At 66.0% G+C, this 20,527-nt stretch carries 10 protein-coding genes; 7 read left to right on the top strand and 3 right to left on the bottom strand.

The annotated features are described in order from the left end of the window. Positions 1-141 precede the first annotated feature (141 nt). The 3 genes from ACQZF9_RS06185 (at position 142) to ACQZF9_RS06175 (ending at position 6,974) form a co-directional block, all read left to right on the top strand. On the top strand, positions 142-2,403 hold the full coding sequence (locus tag ACQZF9_RS06185; protein ID WP_428312380.1) for an acyl-CoA dehydrogenase: 2,262 nt from the start codon (positions 142-144) through the stop codon (positions 2,401-2,403). A gap of 131 nt (positions 2,404-2,534) precedes the next feature. Next, positions 2,535-4,016, top strand: a complete 1,482-nt coding sequence (locus ACQZF9_RS06180) for an FAD-dependent oxidoreductase (protein WP_428312379.1) — start codon at positions 2,535-2,537, stop codon at positions 4,014-4,016. Between the two features lie 114 nt (positions 4,017-4,130). Beyond that, positions 4,131-6,974 carry a protein kinase domain-containing protein gene (locus ACQZF9_RS06175; RefSeq protein WP_428312378.1) on the top strand — a complete coding sequence of 948 codons (2,844 nt, stop codon included), beginning with the start codon at positions 4,131-4,133 and terminating at the stop codon, positions 6,972-6,974. A gap of 3 nt (positions 6,975-6,977) precedes the next feature. On the opposite strand, the gene ACQZF9_RS06170 is transcribed toward ACQZF9_RS06175, so the two are convergent. Continuing rightward, on the bottom strand, positions 6,978-8,654 hold the full coding sequence (locus ACQZF9_RS06170) for a hypothetical protein (RefSeq protein ID WP_428312377.1): 1,677 nt from the start codon (positions 8,652-8,654) through the stop codon (positions 6,978-6,980). 105 nt (positions 8,655-8,759) lie between these two features. On the opposite strand from ACQZF9_RS06170, the gene ACQZF9_RS06165 reads away from it, so the two are divergent. Further along, positions 8,760-9,302, top strand: coding sequence for a hypothetical protein (locus ACQZF9_RS06165; RefSeq protein WP_428312376.1), 543 nt, complete (start codon positions 8,760-8,762; stop codon positions 9,300-9,302). Positions 9,303-9,308: 6 nt separating this feature from the next. Here the strand turns inward: ACQZF9_RS06165 and ACQZF9_RS06160 are convergent, their stop codons facing one another. Both ACQZF9_RS06160 and ACQZF9_RS06155 read right to left on the bottom strand, forming a co-directional pair. Further along, positions 9,309-10,745, bottom strand: a complete 1,437-nt coding sequence (locus tag ACQZF9_RS06160; RefSeq protein WP_428312375.1) for an alkaline phosphatase family protein — start codon at positions 10,743-10,745, stop codon at positions 9,309-9,311. 173 nt (positions 10,746-10,918) lie between these two features. Further along, entirely contained in the window at positions 10,919-15,790 is a 4,872-nt protein-coding gene (locus tag ACQZF9_RS06155) for an NAD-glutamate dehydrogenase (protein ID WP_428312374.1), read from the bottom strand. 194 nt (positions 15,791-15,984) lie between these two features. Between ACQZF9_RS06155 and ACQZF9_RS06150 the strand changes: the two genes are divergently transcribed. The 3 genes from ACQZF9_RS06150 to ACQZF9_RS06140 all read left to right on the top strand — a co-directional run bounded on the left by ACQZF9_RS06150 (position 15,985) and on the right by ACQZF9_RS06140 (position 20,449). Beyond that, the gene (locus ACQZF9_RS06150) at positions 15,985-16,509 is read left to right on the top strand and encodes a hypothetical protein (protein ID WP_428312373.1); all 525 of its coding nucleotides are present in this window, start codon (positions 15,985-15,987) and stop codon (positions 16,507-16,509) included. A gap of 303 nt (positions 16,510-16,812) precedes the next feature. Beyond that, positions 16,813-19,404 (top strand): efflux RND transporter permease subunit, encoded by a 2,592-nt coding sequence (locus ACQZF9_RS06145; RefSeq protein ID WP_428312372.1) that lies wholly within the window; start codon positions 16,813-16,815, stop codon positions 19,402-19,404. 13 nt (positions 19,405-19,417) lie between these two features. Further along, entirely contained in the window at positions 19,418-20,449 is a 1,032-nt protein-coding gene (locus ACQZF9_RS06140; RefSeq protein ID WP_428312371.1) for a WD40/YVTN/BNR-like repeat-containing protein, read from the top strand. The last annotated feature ends 78 nt before the right edge of the window (positions 20,450-20,527 follow it).

The raw sequence follows: 20,527 nt of genomic DNA, 5'->3' as shown, positions 1-20,527 counted from the left end.
GCGCATCCGACAGCCGGGGCTTGTCGCATGGCGATGATGCGGCGCAACATCGCGCCGCTCGGATCGGCCGGACCCGGCCCTGATTCAGCCAGCAGACAAGCGCCCGGGCTGAGGCTTACCAATCAATAAGGAGATTCGGCGATGTTCGGACTGATCATGAAAACGATGAAGGCGCAGAAGATCCTGCCTTCGATTTCCGACACCGAGCGCCAGGCGCTGGAAGCGGGATCGGTGTGGATCGACGGTGATTTCTTCCGCGGCAATCCCGACTTCAAGAAGATGCTGGCCGAGCCTTACTCGCTGCTGCCGCCGGAAGAACAGGCCTTTCTCGACGGGCCGGTGGAAGAGCTGCTGCGCATGACCGACCGCTTCGAGATCGGCCGCACCAAGCGCATCCCCGATGAGGTGATCGACTTCGTCAAGCGTGAAGGCTTCATGAGCTTTCTGATCCCCAAGCAGTACGGCGGCAAACAGTTCTCGACGCTTGGCGTGTCGACGATCCTGTCCAAGCTCAACACCTGGAACTCCGCGGTCGCGACGCTGGTGACGATTCCCAACTCGCTCGGCGCCGCCGAGCTGATCATCCACTACGGCACGCAACAGCAGAAGGACGAGTATCTGCCCAAGCTCGCCAGCGGCGAATACACGCCCTGCTTCGGCCTGACCGAGCCCACGGCCGGTTCGGATGCCGCCAGCATCAAGGCCGAGGGCCGCGTGTTCCGCGATACCGACGGCACACTCAAAATCAGGCTCAATTTCCGCAAGCGCTACATCACGCTGGCGCCGATCGCGAATCTCGCGACGCTGGCCTGCAAGCTCAGCGATCCGGACAACCTGCTCGGCAAGGGCGAGCAGATCGGCATCACCTGCGTGATGATCCACAAGGGCACACCGGGCTTCGTCAGCGGCGACCATCACGACCCGATCGGCGATCCGTTCTACAACGGCCCGCTGTACGGCAAGGACGTGATCGTGCCCGTGGACAACATCATCGGTGGCGCCGAATACGCCGGAAAAGGCTGGCTGCAGCTGATGCAGCAGCTCGCCGGCGGCCGCGCGATTTCGCTGCCGGCCGGCGCCGTCGGCAACGCCAAGGCCGCGGCGATCGCCACCGGCGCCTACTCGATGGTGCGCCAGCAGTTCGGCATCCCAATCGGCCGCATGGAAGGCGTCGAGGAGCGTATCGGCCGCATGGCCGGCCTCGCCTACATGATCGAAGCCGCGCGCATCTACGGCTGCAGCGCGATCGACAACGGTGAGCATCCGCCGGTGACCTCCGGCGTGCTCAAGGCCTACACCACGCGCATCAGCCAGGAAATCATCATCGACGGCATGGACGTGTTCAGCGGCGCCGGCGTGATGCAGGGCCCGAACAACATCCTCGGCATGGCCTACAAGAGCGCGCCGGTCGGCATCACCGTCGAAGGCGCGAACATCCTGACGCGCACGCTGATGATCTTCGGCCAGGGCGCGACGCGTTGCCATCCGTATGCGCTGAACGTGGTCAACGCCGTGCAGAACGACGACGTGAAGGCGTTCCGCAAGAATCTGGTCGGCTGGATCTTCCACTTCATTGCCGGGATATTTCGCGCGGGTTTGCGCGGCCTCACGCGCGGCATCACCGTCAGCGTGCCGGACGTCGAGCCGGCGACTCGCAAGTTCTATCGCCGCATCGGCTGGGCCGGTGCGCGCTTCGGCCTGATGACCGACCTGGCGATGTTCTCGATCGGCGGCAAGCTCAAGGTGCGAGGCAAGCTCACCGGGCGTTACAGCGACGCGCTCGCCTGGATGATTCTCGGCGTGTCGGCCCTGCGCCGCTTCGAGGCCGAGGGCCGGCGCAAGGAAGATCTGCCGATGGTCGACTATGCGCTGACCCATGCGCTGCACCAGGTGCAGGAGGCTTATCTCGGCATCTACGACAATTTTGGCGGCGTGGTCGGCTGGTTCCTGCGCGTATTCGGCGGTTTCTGGCTGCGCCTCAACCCGCTGGGGCGCGCGCCGAACGACGAGCAGAGCCGCCGGGCCGCGCTGTGCCTCCAGAACAGCGGCGAGCAGTTCCAGCGCCTCGGCTACGCGGTGTTCCAGCCGCTCGATGAAAGCAAGGCGCTCGGCCGCTTGCTGAAGACCTTCCGCCTGGTCAGCGCCGCGCATCCGGCTGCCGAGAAGATCATCAGGGCGCAAAAGGCACGCAAGCTGCCGCGCGGCTACCTGCCCGCCGACATCGCCGACGAGGCCGCCAAGGCGGGCATCGTCACCATCGCCGATGCGGAACTGCTGAAGCAGGCGCTGAAGGCGCGGCTCGAGGCGATCGAAGTCGACGAGTTCAAGCCGGAGCAGTACTTCGGCGTGGTCAAGGGCGACGGCGGGCTGCAGTTGGGCGGCGAGGATCGCGCAGCAGCTTGAGCATGGTCGCGGATAGGATCCGCTCCTACGGGACTCATGTTGTAGGAGCGGATCCTATCCGCGACTGAGACTTCGCCGCCCTACTCAGTTCTGAGTAAGCGCCGCGGTCATCGCACTGGCAGGCTCCCCCCATGAGCCAGCCCACCTACAGCCGCACCCGCCCCTGCCGCCTCAACGACGTGCCGCACTGGGACTTTGAAGCCGACGTCATCATCGTCGGCTTCGGCGCCGCCGGCGCTTCGGCGGCGATCGAAGCCTCTCGCGCCGGCGCCAGCGTGCTGTTGTTTGAAGTCACCGCCGCGCCCGGCGGCACCTCGGCGCTGTCCGGCGGCGAAATCTATATGGGCGGCCACGGCGGCACGCCGATACAGCGCAGCGCCGGCTTCACCGACGATACCGAAGACTTCTATCGCTACCTGGTCATGGCCAGCGGCCCCAACGCCGACGAGGCCAAGTGCCGAGCCTATGCCGACGGCTGTGCCGAGCACTATCAATGGCTGATCGCGCAGGGCGTGCAGTACAAGAACAGCTTCATCAGCGAACGCATCGTCGAGCCGGTTACCGACGACTGCCTGCTGTGGAGCGGCAGCGAAGAAGCCTGGCCTTTCAGCGAGCACGCCAAGCCCTGCCCGCGCGGCCACACGCCGCAATGGATGGGCATGGGCGGCGGAAAATACCTGATGGATGTGCTCGCCAAACAGGTACTCAAAGCCGGCGTGCAGGTGCAGTACGGGGCGCGCGCGATGTCCCTGGTCGCCGAGAGCGACAACACGGTGCGCGGCCTGGTGGTGAAGATCGATGGTGTCGATCGCTACGCGCGCGCACGCCGCGGCGTGATCCTCTGCGCCGGCGGCTTCATCATGAATCGCGACATGGTCAAGCGAAATGCGCCGATGCTGCTGCGTGCGAACTATCCGCTGGGCACCGTCGACGACGGCTCGGGCGTGCAACTCGGCCAGAGCGTCGGCGGCGCCGCGATCAACATGAGCGAAGGCTTCGTCACGCTGCCCTGGTATCCGCCGGAAAGCCTGATACGCGGCATCTTCGTCAACCAGCGCGGCCAGCGTTTCATCAACGAGGACTGCTATCACGGCCGCGTCTCGCATCACTGCCTGCAGCAAGGCGGCAATCACATCTACATCCTGCTCGACAAGAACAGCTACGCCGAGCCGGCGTTCGGCGAGTTCTTCAAGATCGGCATCGCCGCGACCGGCGACACCTGGGCCGAGGTCGAACGCGAACTCGATCTGCCCCTGAACGCGCTGACATCGACGGTCGAGCTGTACAACCAGCACGCCGCGCGCGGCGAAGACCCGCTGTATCGCAAGGCGACGAAGTGGGTGCAGCCGCTGATCGAGCCGCCGTTCGTGGCGCTGGATTGCCGCATCGATCACGCGCTATATACGACATTCACGATGGGCGGGCTCGACACCGCGGTGACCGGCGAAGTCCTCGACGAATCCCGCGCCGCCATCCCCGGCCTCTACGCCGCCGGCCGCACCACCTGCGGCCTGCCGCGCTGGGGCGAGGGCTACAGCTCCGGCCTGTCGCTGGCGGATGCAACCTACTTCGGCCGCCAGGCAGGGAAAACCGCGGCGCGAACCGTCGCCTGAAACCCGTGCCCCGCGAGTAGCGCGTCGGGAGGAACGCAGTGGCCTTGTCCGGCCACCCTACGATTGCCGCTATCATCGGATCGTCTGATTGCCGTCGCGTTCTGGGGAAGGCGCTTGGGGACGATCTCGGGGGAGAGCGAAGGCACGGCCGACAACGCGGGCGAGACCACGATCGCGGTCGATCGCGCTGCGATCGCTGCGCCCGAGCGCATCGCCGGCCTGCAGCCCGGCGACCAGCTCGGCGTCTACAGGTTGGAGCGTGCGATCGGCAACGGCGGCATGGGCGAAGTCTGGCTCGCCCGGCGCGCCGATGGCCTGTTCGACGCGCCGGTCGCGCTGAAGCTGATGCACATGCATCTGGCGCGCTCGTCCGCACGCGAGCGCTTCGTCCGCGAAGGCCGCTTTCTCGGCGAGCTGACCCATGCCAATGTCGCCCGCCTGCTCGACGCCGGCGTGCTGCCGCAGGGGCAGCTGTATCTGGCACTGGAATACGTCGACGGCCAGCGCATCGACCGCTGGTGCGACGAGCGACGCCTGGATCTTCGCGCGCGCCTGCGGCTGTTTCTGCAGGTCTGCGACGCGGTCGCGCACGCGCATGCGCACCTGGTCGTGCATCGCGATCTGAAGCCGCCCAACATTCTGGTCAACGCCGATGGCGCGGTGAAGCTGCTCGACTTCGGCATCGCCAAACTGGTGGAGGACGAAGGCCTGCAAGCCGAAGAAACCGAACTGACGCGGCTCGACGGACGCGCTCTGACGCCGGAGTTCGCCGCGCCGGAGCAGATCCTCGGCACGGCGATCACGGTCGCGACCGACGTCTATGCGCTCGGCATCATTCTGTACGCGCTGCTCAGCGGTCGCCGGCCTTACGGCGAGGCGCTCAGTCAACGCCAGACCGAGCGCGCGGTGCTGGAGACCGAGCCGCTGCGGCCGAGCCGCGCGCTCACCGTCAGCGGCCTCAAGCCGGATGCCGAAGCGCTCGCGGTGCTGCGACGCGTCAGGCCGCAGCAGTTGCGCAGCGCGCTGCGCGGCGACCTCGACATCATCATCGGCCGCGCGATCAAGAAAGCGCCGGTCGAGCGCTACGCCTCGGTGCTCGATCTGCGCGCCGACCTGCAGCGCTATCTGGATCACCAGCCGATCGCGGCGAGACCCGATCGGCTGCGTTATCGCGCCGGCAAATTCGTCCGGCGCAATCGCGTCGCCGTCGCCGCCGCGCTGCTGGTGTCGCTGGCCGGCGTCGCCGGCCTGGTCGGCACCCTGTGGCAGGCACGCGCCGCGATCAAGGCCGAACGCGCCGAGCGCGCGCAGAAAGAGCTGGTGCAGGCGCGCGAAGCCGAGTTGTCGCAGCTGGTGCAATTCCAGAGCGAAATGCTGAAAGGCATCGACGTGCAGCAGTTCGGTTATGGCTGGCTGGACGGAATGCGCCGCAACATCGAAAGCGAGCTGCAGCAGGACGCGCAGCTCAAGCCGGCCGATCGCGTTGCGATGCTGGCGAGTTTCGACCAGCTGCGCCTGCGCTCCAAACCCTCGGAGCTGGCACGCCAGACCTTGAGCCGCTACATGCTGGCGCCGGCGGATCGCGAAGTCGAAAAAATGCGCGCCGGCAGCGGCAGCCAGAGTGCATTGCGGCTGAGCCTGGCCGAGGCTTACGAAGCACTTGGCCTGTATGCCGACGCCTCACGCGAAGCCGAGCGCGCCGCTGCTTCCAGCCGTGCCGAATTCGGCGCCGTCGACGCGCGCACGCTGCGCGCCGATCTGGTTCGCGCGCGTCTGAAACTGCGTTTGGGCAACTACGCCGCGGCTAGCAGCATCGCGCAATCGGTGATCGACGGATGGCGCAGCAACAACGGTGACAGCGCGAGCACGGACAGTATCGCAGCCGATCTGATCATCGCCGAATCGCTGGCCGATCAGAGCCGCTTCGCCGAAGCGGAAACCCGGCTGCGCAGCATGTTGCGCCACAGCGGCGCACTCGGCGCCGACCAGGCGCGGCTGAGCCTGTCGATACAGTCGATGCTCGGCTCGGTGCTGAACTCTCAGGGCCGTTATGCGGAAGCCGAGCGACAACTGCACGCGGTATATCTGAAGCAGCAAGCGCAGTTCGGTAACGACGACCAGGACACCATGAGAACCGAGGTGCTGCTGTCGGACGCGCTGCGCAATCAAAGCCGCAACGAGGACTCGGCGGTCTATCTCGAGCAACTGCTGGACAGCGCCTATCGTCGCTACGGCGACGAGCATCCGGAAACGCTGACCTATCTGTCGAACATGGCCAACAACCTCGCCGACCGCGGCCAGATGGAAGCCGCCGGCAAGCTCGAGGAACGCATTCTGAGTGCGCAGCAGGCGCAGCTGGGGCAAGATCATCCCGAGACGCTGCGCACGATGAACAATCATGCGGTCACGCTGCAGTCGCTGGGCAAACTCGACGAAGCCTTGCAACTGCGCCGGCAGGTGCTGGCGGCGCGCGAGCGCGTGCTCGGCCCGGACAACCTCGCGACGCTCTACGCACGCAACAACCTCGGCGTGACGGAGCGCGAAGCCGGCGATTATCCAGCCTCGCTGCGCGAACTGCGGCGCGCCTACGCCGATCATCTGCGCGCGGTGGGCGCCGATCATCCGCGCAGCGCGGAAGTGCATCTCGAGCTGGCGATGACGCTGCTGAAGATGGGACAGCTGGCCGAAGGCCGCGAGCAGGGACTGGCCGCGCTGGCGGACTATCGCCGCGCGATCGGCGCCGATGCGCCGATGACGCTGGCCTCCAGCGACGACCTGGCCAACCAGCTCTACGACAGCGGCGACGCGCCGACCGCGCGTCGGCTCATTGCGCAGGCAGTGACACTGGCGAGGAAAAGCCTGGCCGGATCGAATGACGAAGTGCTGGCGCAGCTCGAAGCCAGCGCCACGAGACTGTCCGCGCCTCGGGAAAAGCCGATAAAACCGGCGCCGCCGTAGGCCTCAACCTTGCGGCGCCGGATCATCCTTCGCCGCCAGATAGGCAGCTGCCGCATCGCCCCGCGACACCGCGTCGGTGCGCGCACGATCGCCCATCGCATTCATCGCCGCCAGCCGCTGCGCTGATTCGATGTCGCGCGAACTGCCAGGCGCGAGCAAAGCGCTCTGGCTCTCGGCGAATTCGCGCAGGTGCTTGGCCAGGCGCTCGGCCTCGGCCTGCTCGCCGGACATCGACAGCAGAAAGCGCGGCTGATCCGGGCCGAAGGCGACCGAATAGAAATCCGCGACCCAGACTCTCAGCGTCATGTCGTCGATGTTGACGACTTGCTTGCGCGTCTTCACCGCATCTTCGAGCACGCGACCGTAGTCGACGTTGGAGGTCTGGTAGTTGCCGCTGATTTCCAGCCACCAGGCGCGCGAGCTGAACTCGAAGCGCCGCCACAGGAACGTGGTCGTGCGAAAGCCATACCAGCTGACCGCGACCAGCTGCGCGCCGAGCACCAGCGGATCGATCGCGGCGATGCTCTTGCTCGACGCGGCATACGCCAGCAACCCGCAGCCGACCAGCGCCGCGATCAGCGCGAACAGGTCGACGATCACCAGGTAGCGGTATTCGCGCATCTGCAGCGCGCTGCCGAAGTTCAGTGCCGCCGCGTCGCGCGGCACTGGCTGCGATTCTTCCAGCAACTCGCCGGTGAACGCGCCGGTGCCGGCCTCGATCTGCGGCGACACGCGCGAGTAGGCGCGGTTCGGAATTTTCTCGGTCCACATGCCCTGCAGCTGACGATCCAGCTCCAGCAGCAGCTGGCGCGGGTGCGCGTTCATCGACAGCGTTTCGAGATGATTCGCCATCGAGATGCGATCCGGCCGCAGGGTCTGGCCGAGCAGCGCGAACAGGAACAGCAGGTTCGCGGCCAGTGCCAGCAGCAGAAACACCGTCGTCAGCATGCCCAGGTGAATCTTGTCGGCATACAACAGCGGCCGCGTCGCCGTCATGCTCAGCAGCACCGGCACGATGATCGACAGCAGCAACAGCACGACGAAGGGCTTGATGCCGAGAGACAGCTTGCCGGCCCGCGCGCGCAGCGGCTTCAGGACCACCAGCGCGGTCAGCAGCAGAAAGCCCAGATGGATCCAGCTTTTCGCCGCCGCGTTGATCACGCCGAAGCTGGCGATCGCGAAGCACAGGAAAATCGCCAGCAGCACCGCGGCGTTGTAGAACTGCACCCGCGCACGCCCTTGCACCGGCGGCGGCGAGAACACCAGGTCGGGGATCATCTTGTACAACAGCTGATCGAAACCGCCGACCGGCGTCTCGAAGCTGATCGCATTCTGGCGAATGGTTTCGCGCAGACCCAGGCCGCTTTCGGTGACGCCGTCTTTCTGCGGGCTGAGCACGTCGGCCAGCGGCGCCGGCTGGTTGCGGCCGAAGTAGAACACCAGCTGGCGCATCACCATGCCGACCGTCAGCAGGCCGGAAATCAGCAGCGCCACGCCGATCGCCAGCGGCCGTATCGCGACCTGCCCGGCATGCTGCACCAGCCATTCGCGGCCGATCCACAGCGCAAATGCCGCGACCGCGAGCTGGGCGACGCCGGCGACGATCAGCAGCAGATTCTCGACCCGGTGCGGATTCGGCAGGTTGAATCGCGAGGATTCGGGATTGTATTCGTAGGCCATGCCGCGTCCTTGTGGATACCTGACGTCGCGATGCTACCGGAGCAGGGCCTTCGTCGCGCAGCGTTAAGCTTTATGCTGATGGCCCGATTGCCGGTGATCGCTTACATGAATGCCATGCTGTTGAAGAACGCCTTCGCCGCGCTGACGCTGGCGAGCCTGGCCGGCTGTGTGTCCTACGCCCAGACCGACCTGGCCTCGGCCGGCTATGCCGATAACCACTCCGGCGCCTATGTCAGCGTCGGCATCTTCGTCGACGCGCAGACGCGCGGTGAAATCAAGCCCTCGTTCCGCGACGAACCGAACCGGCTGGCGATCCGTGCCAACCATCCGTTGATGGCACAGCTCAACTGCGGCGAAAAGGACAGAGGCGTCAGCTACGCACTGGTCAGCAAGTACTACAAGCTGACCGTCGAGAAAAACGCGCACATGAGCTATGCGCCGCTGATCACCGAGGAAAGCGGCAGCAAGACCTGCCGCATCCTGATGAACATCGTCGGCGCCGACGGCCAGTACATCAAGCACGAGTTCGACACCGAGGTGCACAACACCAGCGACGGCGTGCGCGTCTACGAGTTCAAGCCGGTCGAAGCCGCGGCAGACGCCGGCTCCTCGCGCACCACCACCGAAGAGATTCCGAAACCGCGTTAGGCGGCGCTACCAGCTGAAGCCGTTGCGCTTGGCGATCATGCGCAGCGTCTCCAGATCGAGGAAATGCTCGGCGGCGCTGCGCTGCGCGGATGCCAGCGACGACAACGAGGTGCTTTGCGGCAGGATCGTCGCCAGCTGGCAAGCCGAGCCGAACGGCCCGGCGCCGACGTCGAATGCCGGCTTGTCGCTGCGCGGGCTGCTGCTGAAATCCAGCACGTAGGCCAGGTTCTTCGAGGTCTGCGACCGCACGCCCAGGCCGTCGAGACCGAAGCGCCAGCTGATCAGGTTCAGGATCGAATTCGGATCGTACTGGTTGCTGTCGATGTGGCCTTTCCTGACGCGCGGGCCGGCCAGCACGCAGGGCACGCGAAAACCGAGACGGCCGTCGTTGCCGACGACGCTGTTCTCCGCCGTCGACACCGGCGCCAGCGGCGGCGGCACATGGTCGTAGAAGCCGCCCCACTCGTCGTAGTTGATGATCAGCAGTGTCTTTTCCCAGTTCGGGCTGTTGCGCAACGCGTTGTAGACCTGGTTGAGAAACGCTTGGCCGTTGCGCACGTCGGCCAGCGGATGGTCGTCGTTGCTGGTGCCGAAAGTTTCGCCACCGAAACTCGGATCGACATACGACACGGCCGGCAAGCTGCCCAGCGCGGCCGCCGCCAGGAACGCGGCATAAGGCTGGCTGATCGTCAGAAAGCGCGTGCCGAACAGCGCCGTCAGCGGCAGATCGTTGAAGTAGTAGGTGCCGGTCAGGCCCTTGGCCGCGAGCTGGTCCCAGATCGCCGGCAGGGTCGAGGCAGTCGTGGTGTTGCTGTTGCGGTCGGTCTGGCCGGTGTGCATGTAAATGCGGTTCGGATAGGTCGACGACAGGATGCCGCTGAAATAGCGGTCGCAGACCGTCCACTGCTCGGCCACGCCCTTGAAGAACGGCAGATCATCGGCTCCGAAGTAGCCGACCGGAAAGTGATCGCCGTCGGCCGACACGGTCTGCAGGAAGCCGTCCATCCTGCCGTCGTTGTAATGCAGGCGGCCGCCGTCGTAGCTGTGGTTCGGGTCTTCCTGGCCGCAGCTCTGGTAGCCGTAGCCGTCGGTGCTGGCCAGCGGAAAGCTGGCGACATTGGCACCGGCCTTGTCCTTGAAATTCAGCCCGGCCTGCCTGCCGTTGGCGCCGGGCAACCAGCCGAAATAATGATCGAAGGAGCGGTTCTCCATCATCACGACGACGATGTGGTCGATGCCGGAATCCTCGGGCGCCGGCAGGCCCTTCATCTCCGGCAGCGGCGCCGGCGAGCCGTCGCCACCGATCAGGCTGCCGCCGTCATCGTCGCCGCCGCCCCCGGACGATCCGCCACAGGCCGCGAGCACGCTGGCCCCGGCAGTGGACGCGGCAATGCCGGCAAGCAGACGACGGCGGGCGGGATTGGACGGCGGAAGCTGGGACATGGCGGCACAGGCAGGCGAGAGAAGCCGCGCACGCTAGGTTTGGCTCGTGACAGCGCCGTGAAAAAAGCCAGGTGAGTAAGGATCTACTAGCGCGGCCACCCAGGCGACGATTCACGCCGCTGGGGTAGCCCGGGTGCAACCCGGGTTTCACCCGGGGACACGACTACACAGCGTTACAAGGCGCGCAGCTTACGCACCTCGCGCACTGCCACCGCCAGCGCCTGGAAGTCGGCGCCATTGCTGGCCTGCAGCTCGGCAACGCGATTCATCGCGAAGCGCACCTCACGCTCGTGCGCGGCGGTCCAGGCGTCGATCCGCGCTTCCGCGTTCGCACCCTCTTGCGTCAGCACGCGCGCGGTGATGCGGCGGTGAATCTTGTAGGCGTCGTCGCGCAGGTTGTTGCGTGCCAGCGCCTGCCACTGATCGCTGACTTTCAGCGCCAGGATCGCCGAATGCAGCCAGGGCATGCGCAGGCGCTCGCCGACGGCGAAATACACCGCCGCCGTTTCCGCCAGCGGCATGGCCGCCTGCTCGGCGAGATCGGCGATGTCGAGCGCGCAGCCCAGCACCAGCGTATTGGCCAGCGAATGCGCCAGCGGCTCGTCGACCTTGTCGGCGACGATGGCGTTGTAGCTGCGATCCCATTCCTCGCGATACGCCGGCGACAGGATCGACGGCAGGCTCGCTTCGAGTTGTGCAACCGGCTCGCGATAGCATGCGATCAGATCGCTGACGGCGCGCTCGGACAACCGCGAGCGCACCAGCCAGCCAGTGGCGTGCTTCAGCAGGCCGGTGGCACGCTGCATCAAACGATACTGCAGCGGCGCCGGAACCTGGTTGTCCAGCGCCTCGATGCCGCGCCAGTAATGGTCACCGCGGAAGATTTCGTGCGCGGTCGCATAGGCCTTCAGCACTTCGGCGCGCAGCACGCCGTGATCGGCGGCCATGCGATGCGCAAACGCGATGCCCATGCGATTGACGATCGCATTGCTCAGGATCGTCGCGATGATTTCGCGCTTCAGGCGATGCGCCAGCAGATCGCTGCGATAACGCTCGACCAGCAGCGGCGGGAAGTTCGCCAGCAGATCACGCTCGAAGAACGGATCATCGGGGATGTCCGACATCAGCGCCGCATCGTTCAGGGAAATCTTGGAGTAGGCCACCAGTACCGCCAGTTCCGGGCGGGTCAGGCCGCGACCTTCGCCGCGCCGCTCCTTCAAGGTCTCCTCGTCCGGCAAGACTTCGATCACGCGATTGAGCAGGCCGTCGCGCTCCAGCTGGCGCATCAGGCCGGCGTGCTCGTCGAGCCGCGTCGCCGCCTCGCGTTCCATCAGGCTGACGCAGGCGGACTGCACGTAGTTGTCGCGCAGCACCAGCCTGGCCACATCGTCGGTCATCGCCGCGAGCAGCGGATCGCGCTGCTCGCGCGTCAGCTGACCTTCGGCCATCAGCCGGTTCAACGGGATCTTGATGTTGACCTCGCGATCCGAGCAATGCACGCCGGCACTGTTGTCGATCGCGTCGGTGTTGAGTCGGCCGCCGTTCAAAGCGTATTCGATGCGGCCCGCCTGGGTGAAGCCGAGATTGCCACCCTCGCCCACGACTTTCACCCGCAGGTCACGGCCGTTGACGCGGATGTTGTCGTTGGCACGATCACGCACTTCGGCATGGCTCTGATGCTGGCTCTTCACATAGGTGCCGATGCCGCCGTTCCAGAACAGATCGACCGGTGCTTTCAGGATCGCGTTCATCAGCTCCGGCGGCGTCAGCGCGGCGCTCGCGATGCCCAGCACGCTCTGCGCCTGCGGCGACAGCTTGATCAGCTTGGCCGTACGCGGATAAATGCCGCCGCCTTCGGAAATAAGGCTCGCGTCGTAATCCATCCACGAGCTGCGCGGCAGCGCGAACAGGCGCTCGCGCTCATTGAAGCTTTTCTCCTCGTCCGGATTCGGGTCGATGAAGATGTGGCGATGATCGAAGGCGGCAACCACGCGCGTCTTGCGCGACAGCAGCATGCCGTTGCCGAACACGTCGCCGCTCATGTCGCCGATGCCGATGACGGTGAACGGCTCGCTCTGAATGTCGCGATCCAGCTCGCGGAAATGGCGCTTGACGCTCTCCCACGCGCCCTTGGCGGTGATGCCCATCTTCTTGTGGTCGTAGCCGACGCTGCCACCGGAGGCGAAGGCATCGCCGAGCCAGAAGCCGTAATCGTGGGCGATGCCGTTGGCGATGTCGCTGAAGGTCGCCGTACCCTTATCGGCGGCAACCACCAGATAAGGATCATCCTCGTCAAGCCGCACCACGTCGCGTGGCGCCTGGATCGCGTCGCCGACGCGGTTGTCGGTAATGTCGAGCAGGCCGCGCAAAAAAGTTTGATAGCAAGATATGCCCTGCGCCATCCAGGCTTCGCGATTGCTCGCGTCGACCGGCTTCTTGACGACGAAACCGCCCTTGGCGCCGACCGGCACGATCACCGCATTCTTGACCATCTGCGCCTTCATCAGGCCCAGCACTTCGGTGCGGAAATCCTCGCGCCGGTCGCTCCAGCGCAGGCCACCGCGCGCCACTCGGCCACCACGCAGATGCACGCCTTCGACTTCCGGCGAATAAACCCAGATTTCGAACATCGGCCGCGGGAACGGCAGCTCCGGAATCTTGCTCGGATCGAGCTTGATGCTGATGTACGGTTTCTGCGAGCCGTCGGCGGCGCTTTGATAGAAGTTGGTGCGCAGGCTCGCGTGCACCACGGACAGAAACGCGCGCAGCACGCGATCGGCGTCGAGGCTGGTCACCGCGTCGAGCGCGGCGTCGATCTCCTGCGCAAAGCGGATTTCATCGCTCCTGCGCCTGGCCGCTTCCATCCGCGGATCGAAGCGCGACTCGAACAGCCGCACCAGCAAGCGCGCGATATCCGGATGCGTGCCGAGCTGATGCTCGATGTCGACGCGGCCGAAAGGCAGGCCGACCTGGTTGATGTACTTGGCCAGCGCGCGCACGCAGGCGACCTGGCGATAGTCGAGCCCCGATGCCAGCACCAGCTTGTTGAGGCCGTCGTTTTCGGTTGCGCCGGTGAAGGTCTTGAGCAGCGCGGCCTCGAAGTAGGTCTTCTGCTGCTCGGCCGACAACCTCGACTCCGGTGCCTCGATCGAGAACTCCTGTATCCACAGTGCCGGGCCGTCTTTGGGCGTGATTTGGGTCGGCTCCTGGCTGAGCACGCGCAGGCCGAAGTTCTCCAGCGTCGGCAGCACGTCGGACAAGGCGACCTGCGATTGGCGAGCGTAGAGCTTCAGGCTGGTCGCGCGCACCGGCGTCGCCGTCGCATCCATGATCAGGCGCGGCAACAGGGGCTCGGCCTCCGACAGGCGCAACAGATAATGCAGATCGGCTTCGGCGTCGCTGGGTGAAACGCTTTCGGTATACGACAGCGGGAACGCATCGGCGTAGCGCGCCAGGATCTGCGTGCTGCGGCCGCCGACGGTGCGTTGCAGCAGTTCGCGCAACTGCTCACGCCAGTTGCGCGTCGCCGCGATCAGCTTCTGCTCGATCTGCTCGGCGCTCAGATCGATCTGCGTGCCCGGCGGCGTGCGCACGATGAAGCGCACTCGCGCCATCGAGCCGCGCAGCGAATCGACCTGGCGATCCACCGCGGTCGCATTGAAGATTTTCAGCAGCTCGCCGGCCAGGCGATCGCGCAGCTCGCGCGAATAACGATCGCGCGGCAGATAAATCAGGCAGCTGTAGAAGCGGCCGTAACGGTCGCGACGCAGGAACAGCTTGAGCTGATGGCGGTCGCGCAGCGCACGGATGCCCATCGCGGTGCGATACAGCTCCTGCTCGGACGACTGGAACAGCTCGTCGCGCGGCAGCAGGTGCAGAATCTCGCGCAGCAGCTTGCCGCTGTGCGTGTCCTCGCCGATGCGCGAGCGGCGCATGACGTAATCGGCTTTCTTGCGGATCAGCGGAATCGTGCGCGGACGGTCGACGTAAACATCCGAGGCAAACAGGCCGACGAAGCGGCAGGTTCCGGCGACGCTGCCATCCTCGCGGTATTGCTTGACCGAAATCACGTCCATGTAATCGGCCAGATGCACGTGCGCGCGTCGGTTGGCCTTGGTGACGACGATCAGTCGCGGCGACTCGGCGTACTTGTCCAGCTCTTCCTTGGGCGCGATCAGCTCGGCGGTGTCGGCGTAGCGCTCGCCGGGCCGCGACAGACCGAGCGCGGCCTCGCTGGCGTTGAACAGCTGCTGGCGGCCGTCGGCACCGGTGGCGGCGCGGGTCTCGGTGTAACCGAGAAACGTGAAATGACCATCGGCCAGCCACTGCAGGAACGCGCGGCCTTCGGCGAACTCGGCCGGGTCGGCATTCGGCGGCGTCTGCGCCAGGCCTTCGGCCAGCGCCAGCGCGCGCTCGACCATGGCCGGCGCGTCGCCGACCGCACGGCGCAGATCGGCAAGCGAGTCGTTCAGCTCCTGCTCCAGCGCGGCATAAGCGGCCTCGTTCGGCAGCGGCTCGAACTCCATGTGGATCCAGGATTCGAGCCCGGCGCCGGCATCGGCCGCGGCCGCGTCGCCGATCGCGACGATCTGGCCGCCAGCGTCGCGGCGCAGCTTCAGGATCGGGTGCACCGCCCAGTCGATCGACACGCCGGCCTCGCGCACCGCGATGGCGACCGTGTCGACCAGGTAGGGCATGTCGTCGACGCAGGTTTCCACCAGCGCCAGACCGGCCAGCGCGTCGGCGCTCTCGCCCGGCCGCAGCAGCCGCAGCTTCAGCTCGCCGGTCTGGCGGCCCTGGGTCCAGCGCAGCTGGTTGAAGGCCAGCGCCAGCAACTCGTCCTCGCTGCGCAGGCGCAGCGCGTCGATGCTGGACGTGTCGTAGAACGCGCGGATGAAGCCCGCGCTGTGCGGCGGCGCATCGGCCCGGTTCTGGCTGGCGCCCTCCAGCTGCGCCAGCAGGCTCTCCTGCTCCTTGCCGGAATCCTGTGCCTCGCTGGCCGTGACGGCCGGGCGGCTCAGGGTCTCACTCCTGGGATCGTTCATTTTTCCTCCGCGACGGTGACGCGCGAGGGCCGCGCGCCGGCGGTTTGTTTTTTGTGCCGGGCAGTATGCCAGAGCCACTGTCGGCGCCTCGCTGCCGATGGCAGTCTGCCGGCCAAGGGCGGCAATGCCCGGCATCAACGGCGCGGCCGACAGCGCGCCGTCTATAATTAGAGACGAATGCAGGTGGCGGGATGATGAACGCAGAACAGTCAGCAACAGCCGTCAACGCCCGCCGGCGCAGCCGCGGCTTCGCGCTGGGACGGCTGCTGTTCTGGCTGCTGCTGGCGGCCTGGGCGGCAATCAGCTGGAAAGTCTCCGGCCCGCTGTCCGACGGCATGCGCTCGCGCATCAACGACCTGTCGGTGATCCCCGGCGCCGGTGTCGTCATGCGCGACCCGACCGGCGTGTTCTACCACGTCAACAATGCCGGCCGCGCCCGTGCGATCTTCCCGGAGCTGGCGCCGCCGGTGTACCAGGAGGTCTGCCTGGACTGCACCCTGGTCACCGGCGAGCAGCTCAGCCAGACCAACGACTTCTGCATCGCCGGCACCAAGAAGAATCTGCCCAACCTGCAGTTCGAGATTCCCTGCCGCACCTGGGCGCCGCTGGGCGAGGGCCACAACGTGCTCGCCTTCGGCATCTTCCTGGGGCCGCTGCTGCTGTTCTGGATCCTGCGCGCAGTGCTGCAGCGGGCGGTCGCGGGCAAGCAGCCCGCCTGAGCTCACGGCCGTGCCCTCTCCCTTCGGGAGAGGGTGGCGCGAAGCGCCGGGTGAGGGACTCGCAGCCCGAACCCGGGTCGGCTATCGCGGAGGGTCCCTCACCCCTACCCCTCTCCCGGAGGTAGAGGGGTTCTTAATGCCGCGGATGACGAACTCACGATGAAACACTGTCCGACAGGCCAAGCCCGAGCGTTCACGAATCCGTTACGCTAGACGATCGGCGCGTCAGTCCCGGTGCGGCAGACGGCGCAGCCAGAATAATTCGAATCAGGCCCGCCAGGCCGGCGGACAGAGGAGCTATTGATGCACGGCGAAGCGCAAGGCAAGTTCTCCAAGGCATTCGTGCGGGTCACGGAGCCGATCGTCTTCGGCAACCGCCCCCGCACCCTGCTCGCCATCTTCCTGACGACCCTGTTCATGATCTGGCAGGCCTCGCACCTGCAGCTGGACACCGGTTACGAGAAACAGCTGCCGCTCGGCCACCCGTACATGAAGGTGTTCAAGCAGTACCAGCAGGAATTCGGCGGCGGCAACATCATCCTGTTCTCGGTACAGCAGAAGAAGGGCGACATCTACACGCCCGAGTTCATGGAGACGCTGCGCAAGCTCACGCAGGGCGTGTTCTTCACCAAGGGTGTCGATCGTGCGCGCGTCAGCTCGCTGTTCACGCCGGACGTGCGTTACCTCGAAACCGTGGAGGAAGGCTTTCGCGGCGGCAACGTGATCCCGGCCGAATACGCGCCCACGGCCGAGATGGTCGAGATCATCAAGAGCAACACCGCCAAGGCCAAGGCGGTCGGCCGTTACGTCACCAATGACCAGACCGGCGCGATGGTGTTCAGCGAGCTGCTCGAACACGATCCGATGACCGGCAAGCGCCTGGACTACCTGGCCACCGCCAAGCTGATCGAAGACGTGCGCCAGCACTTCGTCAACCCCAAGGTCTACGACTACAAGCTCAAGGCGGATAAAGACGGCCTGAAAGCCGGCACGGTGATCAACAGCGTCTACACCGACCCGCGCAAGTTCACGTTCCGCTTCCACAAGATCGAGGTCGCCGATCCGGCCGACGCGGCCAAGACCGTCAGCCTGCGCGGCAGCGACGTCGACGTGATCGAGCGCGCCAACCCGGACTACAACCCGAATGTCGACATCCACATCGTCGGCTTCGCCAAGGTCGTCGGCGACGTCGGCGACGCCACCTTCGAAGTGGTCGGCTTCTTCGGCCTGGCGCTGCTGCTGACCTGGGTCGTGCTGTGGTGGTACACCGGCTCGGCGCTGATCGCGCTGCTGCCGCTGTCCTGCGGCCTGCTGGCGGTGCTGTGGGAACTGGGCATGCTGCACATGGCCGGCTTCGGCCTCGACCCGTTCGCGATCCTGGTGCCGTTCCTGGTGCTGGCGATCTCGGTATCGCACGGCATCCAGATCACCAGCTTCTGGCTGCTGGAAGTCGCCGAACGCGGCAGCAATTCCTTCGATGCCTCGCGCAATACCTACAAGCGCCTAGTCACCCCCGGCATCACCGCGCTGGTCACCAACGTGGTCGGCTTCGGCACCATCCTGCTGATCCCGGTCGGCGTGATCCGCGAGATGGCGATCAACGCGATGTTCGGCCTGCTGGCGGTGATCATCTGCAAGAAGGTGCTGCTGCCCTGCCTGCTGTCCTATGCGCATCTCGGCGATCCGGCCAAGTTCCGCGACTACCAGCGCAAGCGTGACAAGAGCTTCGAGCCGCTGTGGCGCCTGCTGTCGGCGATCACGCTGAAGCCGGTCGCGATCGTCGTGCTGATCATCGCCGGCCTGGGCTGGGGCGGCGCCGAGTACATCAGCAAGCAGCTGAAGATCGGCGAGCTGCACGACGGCGTGCCGGAGCTGCGTCCGGACTCGCGCTACAACAAGGATTCGGCGGCGATCGCGGCGAACTACACCATCGGTGTCGAGCTGATCAAGGTCATCGCCGAGAACAAGGCCGACGGCTGCATCGAATACCCGATCATGGAAGAGATCGACCGCTTCGCCTACCGCATGCAGAACACGCCGGGCGTGGTATCGACGATCTCGCTGCCGCAGCTGGGCAAGATCGTCTACAACCAGTTCAACGAGGGCAACCCGAAATACCTGGTGCTGCCGCGCAGCTCCGACGGCCTGGTGCTGGCCAACCAGCAGTTCCCGACCTCGACCGGCTTCCTGAACAACGACTGCAGCGCAATCCCGATCCTGATCTTCATGACCGACCACAAGGCCGAGACCATCAACACGGTCATCGCCGCGGTCAACGGTTTCATCAAGGAACAGGGCGACAAGCCGCAGGTGCAGTTCAAGCTCGCCACCGGCAACGTCGGCGTGATGGCGGCGACCAACGACGTCATCCGCGACACCGAGCACACCGTGCTGTTCTGGCTGTTCCTGTGCATCGGCATCTGCGTGTGGCTGAGCTTCCGCAGTATCGCCAGCCTGATCTGCGTGCTGCTGCCGCTGTGGATGGTGTCGGTGATCACCTATGCGGTGATGGTGTTCCTGGATATCGGCCTGAAGGTGTCGACCTTGCCGGTGGCCGCGTTCGCCGCCGGTATCGGCGTCGACTACGGCATCTACATCTACAGCGTGCTGGAGGAGTGCATCAATCGCGGCATGACCCTGCGCCAGTCCTATGAGACGACGCTGAAGCAGACCGGCAAGGCGGTGGTGGTGACGGCCCTGGCGCTGGCGGCTTCGGTCTGCACCTGGCTGCTGTCGGGCCTGCAGTTCCAGATCGACATGGGCATTTTGCTGACGATCATGTTCCTGGCCAACGCCGCCGCCGCGGTGCTGCTGCTGCCGGCGTTCGCGGCGTTCCTGATCAAACAGAAACCCGTGCCCGCCGACGCCGATCATCACGATGCGGCCAGCGCCTGAGGACGAGATCGCCATGAAGACGACCATCAGATTCAAACTCTCAGCGCTGGCCCTGGCCGTCGCCGCCGCTTCGCTGAGCGCCATCGCCCAGGACGAACCGAGCAATCCGCCGGGCGATCCGACCGAGGCCGCTGCGGCGCCCAAGCCCGAGATCAAGCCGCGCGCCGCCGAGATCATGCCGCGTGTGACGCGCGGCCTGCTGCTCGGCGTCACCAATGCCGGCGACAAGACCGTCGTCGTCGGCGAGCGCGGCAACATCCTGGTCTCGACAGACGGACAGAAGTGGACGCAGTCGCCGTCACCGGTCAATGCGACCCTGACCGCGGTCGGTTTCGCCGACAGCGACAACGGCTGGGCCGTCGGCCACGACGCGACCATCCTGCACACCACCGACGGCGGCAAGACCTGGGCCCTGCAGCACTTCGATCCGGCGCTGGAAAAGCCGCTGCTGAACCTGCTGGTGATCGACGCCCAGTACGCCTACGCGCTCGGCGCCTACGGCCTGTTCCTGCAGACCACCGACGGCGGCACCACCTGGAGCGACGTCGACGCACCGCCGGTGCGCGCCGACGAGCTGCACCTGAGCAGCATGATCCGCCTCAACACCGGCGAGCTGTTCATCGCCGGCGAACAGGGCACGCTCGCGGTGCGCGGCCTGCAAGGCCCGTGGACCAAGCTGCAATCACCGTACGAAGGCAGCTTTTACGGTGCGCTGCCCTGGGGCCCCAAAGGCGTGCTGGTGTTCGGCCAGCGCGGCAATGTCTACGTCAGCGACGACGTGCACGGCAAGAAGTGGACGCAGGTCCAGACCGACACCAAGCAGTCGCTGTTCGGCGGCACGCTGGCCAAGGACCGCGGCGCGGTGCTGGTCGGCGCCGACGATCTGTCGCTGCTGATCAAGCCCGACGCCAGCGTGCAGATCCTGACCGCACCCAAGGCCGCCGGCGCCACCGCCGGCGGCACGCTGTCCGGCGTGGTGCCGCTGAAAGACGGCCTGGTGGTGGTCGGCGAAGCCGGCGTGAAGACGCTGCCGCTGCCGAACTAGCGGCGCTCACCGCCCCACCTGTAGGAGCGGGCTTGCCCGCGACTGAGCCCTTCAAGAGCACAGTCGCGGGCAAGCCCG

Origin of the sequence: Hydrocarboniphaga sp., from assembly GCF_965279055.1 — a bacterium.
Taxonomy (GTDB): domain Bacteria; phylum Pseudomonadota; class Gammaproteobacteria; order Nevskiales; family Nevskiaceae; genus Hydrocarboniphaga.
The sequence above is the reverse complement of the archived record's forward strand: the minus strand, read 5'-3'. Positions and strand labels throughout refer to the sequence as shown.